Genomic DNA, 12,913 nt, shown 5'->3' with positions numbered 1-12,913 from the left:
CGGGCACCGTCCGGCTGACAGCGTCAGTCGTCGTGTTGGCGGGCAACCGGAATTCTCTGGATGTATCCCGTGCCGGTCCCATGATATCCTGAAATCCGGGCGATCAGCAGGCTGCCAGCCAACACAGATTGAATGCGAGGATTGGATGCTATGGGGGGAAGGTTCAGGTGTTGTGTGGCGATTTATGGCGTCGGCATGCTGGCGATGACCCTCTCAGGCTGCTCCATCAAGAGGATTGCGATCAACACGCTGGGAAATGCTCTGTCGGAAGGCAGCTCCGCCTTTGGGAAAGACGACGACCCTGAACTTGTGCGCGATGCCGTTCCATTCGCGTTGAAGACCATCGAGAGCCTCATCGAGCAGGCGCCGAAGCATGAGGGGCTACTGACTGCCGCGAGCAGCGGATTCACAGAGTACGCCTATGCGTTCGTACAGCAGGAAGCCGATTATATCGAAGAGCAGGATTTCGAGCGCGCCAAGGAAATGCGTGCCCGGGCCAAGAAGCTGTATCTCCGCGCATTGGGCTATGGAATGCGCGGGCTCGAGGTTGAATGCCCCGGATTCCGTGATCTGCTGCGGAAAGATCCCGACATGGCTTTGGCCAAGATCACCAAAAAGCGCGTCCCGCTGCTCTACTGGACCGGCGCAGCGTGGGCGGCGGCCTTTGCCATCAACAAAGCAGACTCCGAGCTGTCGGCTGACCAGTCCCTGATGGAGAAGATCATGCAGCGTGCGCTCGCCCTGGATGAAGGGTGGGAAACGGGCTCGATTCACGACTTCTTCATCTCGTGGGAAGGCGGTCACGCGTCGGCTGGGGGCTCGTACGAGAAGGCACGCCGGCACTTTGAGCTGGCGGTGGCGCTGTCAAAGGGGCTTCGTGCAGGCTCCTATGTTTCTATGGCCGAAGTCGTCTCAGTCGGGACCCAGAACAAAAAGGAGTTCCAGACCATGCTGGACGCGGCCCTGAAGATCGATATCAATCAGGCCCCCAATCAGCGGCTCGCCAATGTCGTGTCGCAGCGGCGAGCGCGCTGGCTGCTCGCGCGCATTGACGAGTTGTTCACCGGTGAGCGGCAACGCCCCCGAACCTCGAGAGATTCGGGGCCTAAGAATGGGGATATGTCGCATGAAATCCTTACGGATATACACCAGTAGATGCACGCGCCTCCTGGGCATCGCGCTTACGGTCGGATGTGCCGGAGGGCTGGCGCTGCCGGTGGCCATTGCTCAGGTGACGGTGAAGGTCGGCTCCTTAGTGCCGGATCAGTCGTCCTGGCGTGATATTCTGCTGGAGGGCTTCATCAAGTGGAACAAGTTGTCCGGTGGGAAGGTGCGCGTCCCCCCACCGTACTGGGGCACACAGGGGGACGACCCCGACCTCGTGCGCAAGATGAACCTGCGCATCCTGGACGCGGCCGTGCTCACCTCCGTGGGGCTTGCCGAGATCGACAAGTCGATTTATGCGCTCAGCGTGCCGATGATGTACGAGGATTATGACGAGGTCTATGCGGTCCTCGAGAAGATGCGCCCCCGGCTCGAAAGCACCATGGAGGCCAAGGGCTTCGTTGTTCTGAACTGGATGGATGGGGGGTGGCTGCATTTTTTCTCCAAGAAGCCTGTCGCCACACCCGACGATCTGAAAAAGCTGGTGCTCTTCCAGTGGCAAGGCGACCCGAAGTCGATGGAGATCTGGAGGTCGGCCGGCTTCAACCCCCGCCCCGGCAGCACCTCGGATCTGGTGACCGGCCTCCAGACCGGGTCCTACGAGGCCTTCACAGCGTCGTCCCAGGTCGCCGTCATTATGCGTTACTTCGAGAACGCGAAGAACATGACCGACATCAACTGGGCACTGATCCTGGGGGCCACCGTGATCAGAAAAGATGTCTGGGACAAGATCCCCGCCGACATCAAGCCTGCGCTGATGCAGGTGGAGCGTGAGACCGGGCAGAAGCTCCAGGCAGCCGTCCGCCAGGGCGCGGGTACCGACGTCCAGAGCATGAAAGCGCGGGGCCTGAACGTCGTCCCGATCGATGCGAAGACGTACGAACAGTGGCGCGCTACTGTCGACAAAGCCAAGAGTAAAATTCGTGGTGACTTTGCGCCGGCAGACGCATACGACGAAGCACTGAGATATCGGGACGAGTACCGCAGCCAAAAGGCGACAAAAAAGTGAATGCTTTCACTCTTATATGCCGCCGCACGGAACAGGGGTTGTTGGTCGGCGCGCTAGCCTTGGCCATGCTGTTGCCGCTCATCGAGGTCGTAGGGCGGCCGCTCGGTGGACTCCACATTGCCGGCTCCGCCGACTACGTCAAGCACTTGACTCTCTGGCTCGCCTTCGTGGGCGGTCTGGCGGCCGCCAGTCAACTGAAACATCTGACGCTCTCGACCACGGAGTTTTTCGGCGTCGGTTTGTGGCGAACCCTCTCGCGGTTGCTATCCTACTCGGTATCGGCCGCGGTGCTGGCGGTGCTGGCGTACGCCAGCGCCCAGGTGGTAAGGGTCAACGCCATCGAACCGAAGATTCTCCCCATCGGGCTTCCGGAATGGCTCAGCGAGACCATCATGCCGATCGCGCTCGGCCTGATGGCGTTGGTGTTTGCGTGGAAGGCCTCGAACAGGTGGTGGGGCCGCGCGATTGCGCTGCTTGCGATCCCTGCGGCGTTCGCGCTGAACTGGCTGCCTCCGGAGCAGGCAACGAACGTATGGCCGCTCACGCTGGTGATCCTGGCTGCGGCGTTGCTTGGAGCCCCGGTGTTTGTCGCGATGGGCGGTATCGCCCTCGTGCTGTTCTTCCATGACGGCACGCCGGTAGCGGCGGTCTCCGCCGAGGTTTACCGGCTCGTGGCATCTCCAACGCTCCCCGCGATCCCGCTGCTTGCCGGGGCCGGCTATGTGTTGGCCGAAAGCAACGCCGCGGAGCGCCTGGTCCGGTTCTTCCGTGCCATCTTCGGCTGGCTGCCGGGCGGCATCGCTGTGATGGTGGCTGCGGTCTGCGCGCTTTTCACGACCTTTACGGGCGGATCCGGCGTGACCATCATTGCGCTCGGGGGGCTCGTCTATCCTATCCTTCGCAAGGATGGTTATTCCGAGGGATTTTCTCTGGGCCTCGTGACGGCGTCGGGAAGCCTCGGCCTGCTTTTCCCGCCCAGCCTTCCTGTTATTCTCTACAGCGTCGTTGCCAGCAACCGGAGCCAGAGTGTGCCGGCTGGGGATCTGTACCTCGCCGGACTGTTGCCCGGCCTGCTGCTCGTTGTGCTCACAGCAATCTATGGCATCCTGATCGGCCGCCGCGCCGAACGCGCGTACCTGAAGTTCTCGTGGCGCGAGGTGTTTGCCTCCGCCTGGTTGGCCAAATGGGAACTTCTGTTGCCCGTCTTTATCGTGGTCATCTTCGCGAGCGGGCTCACCACAATGCTTCAGACGGCGGCTGCGGCGTTGGCATACGTGGTGATCATCGAGTGCTTCGTCACCGGCGACATAAAGATCTTCTCGGAACTGCCGGGGATTCTCCTAAAGGCCTCGATCCTGATGGGAGCCGTGCTGACACTCCTGAGCGTGGCGATGGGATTGACCAATTACATGGTCGACATCCATCTCACCGACCAGCTGTTGGGGTGGGTTCAGACCCATATCCACTCTCAGATAGTGTTCCTGCTCGTGCTCAATGTCATCTTGCTCATCCTGGGCAGTGTCCTCGAGATCTATTCGGCGATCATCATCCTCGCGCCGGTAATTGCGCCGATCGGTGCAGCGTTCAACATTGACCCGATTCACCTCGGTGTGATCTTCCTGGCGAACCTGGAGATGGGTTTTCTGTTCCCGCCCGTCGGCTTAAACCTGTTCCTGTCCTCTTCCCGCTTCAATAAACCGCTGACGAGCCTGTACCGCCACATCCTTCCCTTTCTGGTCATAACGGGCATCGGTGTGCTCCTCATCACTTATACCGACTCGATGTCGTTGGGCATCCTGAGGCTGGTAGGCAAGCGTCCATAGCGATTGGGAAGCGGCAGAATAAAGCAATGAACAAGAGCCACGGATTTCAAGCCTAAGGCTGAAACGGCACAGGCTCTTGCCGCTTCGCAAAGAAACACCCTAGCGGGTCCGTTCGTGCTCGATGATTTTCTCGAGCATGGAATCCAGGTCATGGGTGTTGGTGTAGCCCACGGTCCTCTTGAGTTTGCTGACGTCGGGAACGCGGCGCTCCATGTCTTCGAACCCTTCCTGGTATGCCCGCTCGTAGGGTATATATTCGATAGGCGATGAGCTTCCAGTCAATTTCTTGACCCGATTGGCCAGGTCGTTGATGGAGATCTCCTCATCGCCTCCGACGTTGAAGATCTCACCCACCGCCCGGGGCTCATCGATCAAGGCCATCACCCCTTGGACCACATCCCCCACGTAGGTGAAGGTGCGGGTTTGCGCGCCGGTTCCGTAGATGGTCAACGGCTCGTTGCGCAGCGCCTGGCCCACGAATCGGGGAACCACCATGCCGTAGCGCCCGGTCTGGCGAGGGCCGACCGTGTTGAAGAAGCGCGCCACGATCACGGGAAGCTGTTTGGTCCGGTAATAGGCCAGCGCCAGGAATTCGTCCATGGCCTTGGTGGCGGCGTAGCTCCAGCGCGCGACCGCAGTCGAGCCGTAAGTGCGCTCGTCGTCTTCGCACAGCGGCACCTTCGAGTTCCGGCCGTAGATCTCGGAAGTTGAGGCCAGAAACGTCTTCTTGCGAAACTTGTTGGCCAGTTCCAGGACGATCTCGGTGCCGGCGATGTTGGTATGAATCGACTTGAGCGGCTCATCGATGATGAGCTTGACACCCACGGCCGCAGCCAGGTGAACGACGACGTCGCAGATGCCCGTCAATTCGAGCATCGCCTCACGGTTGAGGATGGTGTCGTTGAGGAAATGGAAGCTCGGGTTTTTCAGGAGGCCTTTTATGTTCTCCAGCCTGCCGGTGGAAAGGTCGTCGATGACATAGACTTCATGGCCGCGCTCGAGATACGCCTCCGAAAGATAGGAACCGATGAAGCCTGCGCCGCCGGTGATGAGTACTTTCACGGAATCTCCTCTGAATCAGGGAGCGAATCTAATATTTTCCGGGCCGAGCGTCAATGCCCATCTGAATGCGCAAGTTTAATGCAGAGGAGACATCGCAAAGGCGCGAACGCTCAAAGCCTCAAAAAAACCACTATCTCATGTTCTTGCAGTCTTCGCGTCTTTGCGGTTGGTAAAGTGTTGGCATATAATTACAGGCTTGGCCCGGGTATATCCTCATGAGCGACCCGTCGAGCACCAACCAGCCGGATAAGAACACCTCACGCACGCGCCGCTACGTTCTGGCTACGATCGCATTCCTGGTCCTGGCGCTGACGGCGACGCAATATTTCCTGCATCAGCCCTCGATCGGAAGCCCGAAGTTCCTGTCCCGCACCTATCAGCTGTGGGTGGCGACTGTGCTGGTCGTGCTTGCACTGCTGATCCTGGCCACCGTCCTGGGGCGCAACCTTATCAAGCTCTACTTCGAGCGCAAGAGCGGGCAGGTCGGGAGCCGCTTCAGAACCAAGATGGTCAGCATTTTCGTGGTTCTGTCGCTGCTGCCGGCTGTGCTGCTGTTCTCCCTGGCCTACTGGCTGGTGAAGGGACCCATCGAGCAGTGGTTAAGCACGCCGGCGACTCTGCTGCAGGATGACAGCCGGGCCATCGCCCAGCAGTATTACGAGGAGACCACCCAGAGGGCCCGGGAATTTGCAGTGAACGTTGCCGCCCGGGTCGGCATGAACGATAGCATGCAGCCGCCGCTCCCGGCTGAACTGGTGCAGGCGCTGTCGGAGCTGCGCAGGCTTTGCCGAATCGACAGCATTCGCATTTATGGCAAGGGCGGCGCGCTCGCGGGCGAATCGGGCGTGCGAGTTTCGCTCCGCGATCAGGAAACGGCGTTAGCCAGGCTGGTTTCAGGCGCTCTGCACGGCCAGTCCTCCTTCGAAGTGCAAGCCTCCCCGCCCAAGGACGCTCAGAAAGATATGATCTGGGCCACGGCCCCGATTCGCAACAGAGACGGGGAGATCATAGGCGCTGTAGTAACCGAAACGATGATTCCGGGCATCGCCCAAGTCAACGCCAAATCGGTGATGGAAGCCTACCAATCGGTGACGGACGCCTACGAAAAATACGGTCAGCTTCAGCGCGAGAAGGCGGCGGTGCAATTCACCACTCTGCTGATCTTCGCACTCTCCACGCTTCTGATCGTGTTTGCCTTCTCCTGGTTTGCCATGTACCTCGCCAAGCGCATCACGGTTCCCATCCAGGCGCTGGCCGAAGGAGCGGCCGCCGTAACGGCCGGGAATCTGGATTACCGGGTCCAATGCGCTGCCTTTGACGAGCTGGAAGACCTGGTAGCATCGTTCAACCGTATGACGGCTGAACTCCAGGAAAACAAGATAAACATCGAGGCAGCGCAGAACAGCCTGCGGGAAACCAACGTCAAGCTTGATGACCGCAGGCGTTTTATCGAAACGATCGTGCAGGCGATTCCCACGGGCGTTTTGGTCCTGAACAGCAGCCAGGGCATCCGCACGATGAACCGTGCCGCCGAGCAGATGCTCGAGGTGCAGGGGCAAAACGACGATCTTCGTCTGGAGGATGTGGTGAAGGGGCCGGCCCGTGACACGCTGCGCATGCTGTTGCGCAAGTCGAGCGTACTGGGGCCTGTAGTCCGGGATCTTGATCTCAATCTTGAAGGCAAGACCCTGCATCTGGCGGCGACGGTGACCCCGCTGGTGGACAGCTCGGAGCAGCGCACCGGGTGGGTGATAGTGCTGGATGACCTGACGGAGTTGCTGAGTGCGGAAAAAATGGCTGCGTGGCAGGAGGTCGCACGGCGCCTGGCGCACGAGATCAAAAATCCGCTGACACCGATTCAGCTTTCAGCCGAGCGCATGTTGCACCGCTTCCGCCAGATCCCGTTGCCCGGGAGGGCGGCACAGCGGGAGGTCTGGCGTGACCAGCTGGCGGCGTACGACAATCTGCTCGAGGAATGCGTGCAGACCATCATCAAGGAAGCCGACTCGCTCAAGACGCTCGTGGATGAATTCTCGGGTTTTGCCCGGCTCCCGGGGGTGCGCCTGGAAGAGACGGATCTGCACCGCATTCTCGAAAATGCATTGAGTCTTTACAATGGTCGAATTCAGGACGTTCAGATCGAGAGGATTTTTGATGCCGGTCTGCCCCTGGTCCGCCTGGACGCAGAACAGATGAAGCGTGTGTTCATCAACCTGTTCGACAACGCGCTTGAGGCGATGGCCGGCAACAATGCCCGCACCAAAATCCTCAGAATTCGCACCAGCCGCAACACCCAGCAGCATTCGGTCCGCATCGAGATCAGCGACACCGGGCGCGGTTTTCCAAAGGAATACCAGGACAGCCTTTTCCTCCCCTATTTCTCGACCCGAAGAGGCGGGACGGGATTGGGGCTCGCAATCGTCCGCCAGGTTGTCTCCGATCACCACGGCCAGGTGCGTGCCGAGCCGAACTCGCCCCTGGGAACCAAGATCGTGATCGATTTGCCCTTGGCGCCTTCCTGAAGAGAGAACAAAATAGGCAGCTATGACCAGAGCCGGAATCCTCATCGTCGACGATGAACAGGGTGTGCAGTCCTCGCTCCAGGGCATTCTGGAAGATGCGGGATTCGATGCCGAAGGGGTGTCGAGCGGCGAGGAGTGCCTTGCCTTCATGTCCAGGAAGGAATATGCCGTGGTGCTGCTCGACATCTGGCTTCCCGGCATGGACGGGCTTCAGGTGCTCGAGCAGGTGCGCAAGGCCGCTCCCGCCACCAGTGTCATCATGATCTCCGGGCACGCGTCGATCGAGGCTGCCGTCCGCGCCACGAAACTCGGCGCCTTCGACTTCGTCGAAAAGCCGCTGTCGCTCGAGAAGACTCTCCTGGTGGTCAAAAACGCGCTGCATCAGCGCAGCCTCGAGGAAGAGAATCGGCTGTTGCGGGAGCAGATCGAACAGAAGTACGTCATGATCGGCGAGTCGGTCCCCATGCAGGCTTTGCGCCAGCAGATTGCCTTCGCCGCTCCGACCAACGGGCGCGTGCTCATCTGCGGGGAAAATGGGACGGGCAAAGAGCTGGTGGCTCACCTGCTGCACCTGCACAGTCAGCGCCGGGATCAGCCCTTCATCGAAATGAACTGCGCTGCTATTCCCGAAGAACTCATCGAGAGCGAGCTGTTTGGCCATGTGAAAGGATCCTTCACGGGCGCCGGCGAAGACAAGGAAGGGAAATTCGCACAGGCGGACGGCGGCACGCTGTTCCTCGACGAAGTAGGCGACATGAGTTCCAAAACCCAGGCCAAAGTGCTGCGGGTGCTGGAAGAGCAGCGCTTTACGCCCGTGGGCGGCAATACCGCGTTGCGCGTAGACGTCCGCGTGATTGCTTCCACCAACAAGGATCTCGAGAAGGAGATCGAACTGGGCAACTTCCGTGAGGATTTGTATTATCGCCTCAACGTGATTCCGTTTCAGCTCCCTCCCCTGCGTGAGCGCAAGGAGGACATCCAGGCGCTCACCCGCTACTTTCTGGAGGATTTTGCCGAGAAATACGGGCGGAAACTCCCCACCTTCACACGAAAGGCGCTGGAGATTCTCGAGTGCTATCCCTGGCCGGGCAACGTCCGGGAACTGCGCAACATCATGGAGAGGTTCATCATCATGACGCCGCAGCAGCGTCTGGACGTTTACGACCTGCCGGAAGCCATACTTCAGCGCACGATCCTGGCTGTTCCCGCGCCCGATGGGGCCGCGTCGCTGCAGGACGCCCGCGAGAAGTTCGAGCGCTCGTTCATCCTGCGCAAGCTGGTGGAGCACAAAGGAAACGTGAGCCGCGCGGCTCAGGTGCTGCAGATCGAGCGCAGCAATCTCTATCGCAAGATGAGGCAACTGGGCATCCCCTATTCGGGACGTGAAAACGGGGATGCGGATTAAAGCCGCAGAGATATCGGGGCCCGAAACCGGGTTCCGACATCTGATCTGCGACCTCCGGCCTGGGGCTCCCGGGCGGTTGTCGGAGGTCTGAGGATTGCTTGACCCATGGCATTGCAGTAACTTGATTAAGTGGCACCGGAATCAAAAAGACTTGGGGGACACCATGGCCCATATCAAAAACCCATTGACCTGCAAACTGATGACCTGGGGCATGTGGGCGCTGCTTGCACTCCCGCTCTCTGCCCAGGACAAGGAAACCCCTCAGCTCCAGCCGCAGGGGAATCCGTTCACTCGCATCTTCAGCAGCAACTACGCGACTCCTGCTGTCCGCACCATCCAGGTGCGCGGGGAAAGCCTGCTCGATTCCATGATCAAGGATGGGAAGCTGGAGATCAGTGAACAGGACGCCGTCAACCTGGCCCTTGCGAACAATGTCGACATTAATGTCCTGCGCTATACCCCCTATTTTCAGTTGTGGGGCATCGAGAGTGGGAGGGCGGTGCTGAACCCGACGGTCTCGTTTGGTCCCAGCCTCAACCGCAGTGTGACCCCGGCGTCCAGCGCCCTGCAGGGAGGCGCGCCCGTGCTCAACCTCACGAGCCTCTACAGCCTGAACGTGCACAAGCCGTTTGAGCCCGGCCTGGACTTCGATTTCAACTTCAGCGCCACGCGGGGTCGGACCAACAGCCCTTTCTCAAGTCTGAACCCCTCGATCGCTTCGGTCTGGAGTATAGGTGCCACGCAGCACCTGCTGCAGGGCTTCGGCAACATCAGCCGTGCGCGCTTTCTGCGCGTCGCCCGAAATAATTACGACATCTCAGTCGAGAACTTTTCAGCCGGCGTGATCAACATCGTGAACAACGTGCTCAATACTTACTGGAACCTGGTGTTCAACGATGAAGATATCAAGGTCAAAGAGGCTTCCCTGAAGCTGGCGCAGCTGACACTCGAACAGACTCAAATTCAAGAGCAGGTAGGGACGATGGCACCGCTGGACGTCCTCCAGGCGCAGGCGCAGGCGGCGAGCGTCAACCAGCAATTGATAGTATCGCGTTACAATCGGCGGATCACGGAGGACCAGCTCAAGAAGCTGATTTCGTCCCGGTCGGCTGCCGCCCTGATTGCGGCCACAATTGTGCCGACCAGCAGGCCGTTGCCGCCTCCGGCCCCGGCGGGCAGCGTGACCGATGCCACTCAGCGCGCCCTGGAAATCCGGCCGGAAGTCAAATCCCAGCTGCTGAACCAGGCAAACAACAAGATCCAGGTCGACTACGCCAGGAACCAGATCCGGCCCGTGCTCGACCTCACTGTGAACTATTCGCAAAGCGGGCTCGGTGGGGACAATATTATTCGAGACTTCTCCCAGGGATTTCTCAATGCGCCGATCATCGCAATCACGCCCGGTGGGTTCGGAGATTCGCTCAGTTCTCTTTTCAGCGGCAGCTACCTGGGCTACGCCGTGGGATTCAACCTCAAGGTTCCGATCGGTAATGATCAGGCGCGCGCCAACAGCGCCCAGGCGCAAATTACCTACAACCAGGGAGAGGAAAGCCTGCGCTCCTTGCGGCAGCAGATAATCCTGCAGGTGCGCCAGGCCTACGACAGTGTCGCGTTGAACCAGGACAGCGTCGCAGCTGCCCAGGTCGCTGTTGACTATCAGGAGAAGCGCCTCCAGGGGGAGCAAGACAAGTACATGCTCGGGGCAAGCACGACTTTCCTCGTCGTCCAGGCGCAGCGGGATCTGCAGAATGCGCAGAGTGTGCTGCTGCAGGCGAAGATCGGCTGGATCCAGAGCCGCATTGCCCTCGACCAGGCCGTGGGTGACACCCTGTCGGTTCACAACATCGTGCTCGATGATGCCCTGAACCTGCCCAAAAAGTAGGCGGGCCGGGTTCAGACCGTAAAGACCTCAAAGACCGCTGAGAAGGCGTTTCATGTTCATTGCGGTCTTCGAGGTCATTGCGGTTTGCATCACGGGGGTATCTTTATAGCAGGAGTACCGGTGGAGGAGCATATGGCCGGAAAGATCACCAAGAGCGAGGCCGAATGGAAAAAGGAACTGACCCCGGAGCAATATGAGGTGACGCGACGGAAGCAGACCGAGAGACCGTTCACCGGCGCCTATTGGAACACCCGCGACAAAGGTGTCTACAAATGCGTTGCCTGCGGCGCCGACTTGTTCGACTCGGACACCAAGTTCGACGCCGGCTGCGGCTGGCCGAGCTTTTCGGCTCCGACGGATCCTGAAAACGTCGAGACCGCGCCCGACGACAGTCATTCCATGCACCGGGTGGAAGTGGTATGCAGCCGCTGCGAGAGCCACCTCGGCCATGTGTTCGAGGATGGGCCTGGGCCGACGGGCTTGCGCTATTGCATCAATTCCGCCGCGCTCAAATTCACCCCGGACAAAGCAAGTGACGAATGACGACTTGTGGATGAAAATAGAAGAACGATGAGACCGGATGTGACGATCATCGGCGGGGGGCTGGCGGGAGCAGAGGCCGCCTGGCAGGTCGCTCGCAGCGGGCTTCAGGCTTGTCTGCACGAGATGCGCCCCGCGGTCCTGACTCCGGCCCATAAGTCCGGAGAATTCGCGGAACTGGTCTGCAGCAACTCTTTGAAGTCGAATCTCCCCGGAACCGCGCCGTTCCTGCTGAAAGAAGAATTGCGGCGTCTTGGCAGCCTGCTCATGCGCGTTGCGGATGAGGTATGCGTTCCGGCCGGTCATGCGCTGGCGGTGGATCGTGAACTGTTCTCCCGCAGGGTTACCGAGGAGATCCTGAACTCGCCCCGCATCCAGATCACGCGCGCGGAGGTCACATCTCTCCCTGCTGAAGGAATCACTATTGTGGCCACGGGCCCTCTGACCTCCCCCTCGCTATTGCGGGCCATCGCCGGATTTGCCGGCACCGGCCACCTCTATTTCTATGACGCGATATCGCCGATCGTCGATGCGGCAACGGTCGATGAGACCAGGCTGTTTGCAGCCTCGCGCTATGGCAAGGGCGGTGAAGACTACCTTAATGCGGCTATGACCCAGATGGAGTACCGTCGCTTCTATGAAGCCCTGATCGCAGCCGAATCGGTCCCCGTGCGCGAGTTCGAAAGGGCTCTCTATTTCGAGGGTTGCCTGCCGATCGAGGAACTGGCCCGCCGAGGCATCGATACCCTGCGCTTCGGGCCCATGAAGCCGGTGGGGCTGACCGATCCGCGCACCAACCGCCGCCCCTATGCGGTCGTGCAGCTGCGCCAGGAAAACCTCATGGCAGACAGCTATAATCTGGTCGGGTTTCAAAACCACCTGCGATTTCCGGAACAGCAGCGGGTCTTCCGCCTCATTCCGGGGCTCGAGAATGCAGAGTTTCTCCGGTTCGGCCAGATTCACCGGAACACCTACCTGTCCGCCCCTGCACTGCTGAACGCGACGCTCCAGACGCGGAAGCGGCCCGACCTGTTCTTCGCGGGACAAATCTGCGGCGTGGAAGGCTATGTCGAATCGATAGCGACAGGCTTGCTTGCCGGGATCAACGCCACCCGCCTGGCACGCGCAAAGGAGGCCGTCGCGGCGCCGCGCTCGACCGCGTGCGGCAGTCTTCTGCACTACATCAGTCATGCGGCGCCCGATGGCTTTCAGCCGGCCAACATCAGCTTCGGGTTGCTGCCCGAACCTGTCGGAGAGATCAGAAAGGTACGCGACCGGAAGCAGCGCCACCAAATGCAGGTGGCGGGCGCACTCAAGACGATGGACCTATGGATCGAGTCCCTGGAATCGCAGGCTCCCGACCTCCGCCCTCTGCCCTCCGACCGGGAGCAGGGGGGCAGAAGCCCCGGGGATTTTGGATTTTAGATTTTGGATTTTTCCTGCATGATAATTGACTGGGCACTGGAGGTCTGTTCAATCCAAAATCCTATGCATTGCCTGTTTGTC

The 12,913-nt window shown here is 59.9% G+C and carries 9 protein-coding genes; 8 read left to right on the top strand and 1 reads right to left on the bottom strand.

Annotated features, from left to right (window positions below):
- Positions 1-150: 150 nt before the first annotated feature.
- The 3 genes from LAP85_14605 to LAP85_14595 are packed head-to-tail and all read left to right on the top strand — an operon-like array spanning position 151 to position 3,996.
- Positions 151-1,155 (top strand): TRAP transporter TatT component family protein, encoded by a 1,005-nt coding sequence (locus LAP85_14605; protein MBZ5497631.1) that lies wholly within the window; start codon positions 151-153, stop codon positions 1,153-1,155.
- The gene (gene dctP, locus LAP85_14600) at positions 1,127-2,173 is read left to right on the top strand and encodes a TRAP transporter substrate-binding protein DctP (GenBank protein ID MBZ5497630.1); all 1,047 of its coding nucleotides are present in this window, start codon (positions 1,127-1,129) and stop codon (positions 2,171-2,173) included. The genes LAP85_14605 and dctP overlap by 29 nt, the downstream gene beginning before the upstream one ends.
- Positions 2,131-3,996: a TRAP transporter large permease subunit gene (locus LAP85_14595; protein ID MBZ5497629.1), complete on the top strand. Its 1,866-nt coding sequence runs from the start codon at positions 2,131-2,133 to the stop codon at positions 3,994-3,996. Before dctP ends, LAP85_14595 begins: the two co-directional genes overlap by 43 nt.
- A 99-nt stretch (positions 3,997-4,095) precedes the next feature.
- Here LAP85_14595 and LAP85_14590 read toward each other — a convergent pair whose 3' ends face one another.
- The gene (locus LAP85_14590; protein ID MBZ5497628.1) at positions 4,096-5,058 is read right to left on the bottom strand and encodes a GDP-mannose 4,6-dehydratase; all 963 of its coding nucleotides are present in this window, start codon (positions 5,056-5,058) and stop codon (positions 4,096-4,098) included.
- 215 nt (positions 5,059-5,273) lie between these two features.
- On the opposite strand from LAP85_14590, the gene LAP85_14585 reads away from it, so the two are divergent.
- The 5 genes from LAP85_14585 (at position 5,274) to trmFO (ending at position 12,832) form a co-directional block, all read left to right on the top strand.
- A complete protein-coding gene (locus LAP85_14585) occupies positions 5,274-7,580 on the top strand; it encodes a HAMP domain-containing protein (GenBank protein MBZ5497627.1) in 2,307 nt (768 codons plus the stop codon).
- A gap of 22 nt (positions 7,581-7,602) precedes the next feature.
- Positions 7,603-8,985: a sigma-54 dependent transcriptional regulator gene (locus LAP85_14580; GenBank protein MBZ5497626.1), complete on the top strand. Its 1,383-nt coding sequence runs from the start codon at positions 7,603-7,605 to the stop codon at positions 8,983-8,985.
- Between the two features lie 163 nt (positions 8,986-9,148).
- Positions 9,149-10,867 (top strand): TolC family protein, encoded by a 1,719-nt coding sequence (locus LAP85_14575; protein ID MBZ5497625.1) that lies wholly within the window; start codon positions 9,149-9,151, stop codon positions 10,865-10,867.
- A gap of 132 nt (positions 10,868-10,999) precedes the next feature.
- The gene (gene msrB, locus LAP85_14570; GenBank protein ID MBZ5497624.1) at positions 11,000-11,410 is read left to right on the top strand and encodes a peptide-methionine (R)-S-oxide reductase MsrB; all 411 of its coding nucleotides are present in this window, start codon (positions 11,000-11,002) and stop codon (positions 11,408-11,410) included.
- A 27-nt stretch (positions 11,411-11,437) separates the two neighbouring features.
- On the top strand, positions 11,438-12,832 hold the full coding sequence (gene trmFO, locus LAP85_14565; protein ID MBZ5497623.1) for a methylenetetrahydrofolate--tRNA-(uracil(54)-C(5))-methyltransferase (FADH(2)-oxidizing) TrmFO: 1,395 nt from the start codon (positions 11,438-11,440) through the stop codon (positions 12,830-12,832).
- Positions 12,833-12,913: the final 81 nt, after the last annotated feature.

It is taken from the genome of Terriglobia bacterium, assembly GCA_020072565.1.
GTDB lineage: Bacteria > Acidobacteriota > UBA6911 > UBA6911 > UBA6911 > JAFNAG01.
This window is presented reverse-complemented; position numbering and strand designations above follow the sequence as displayed.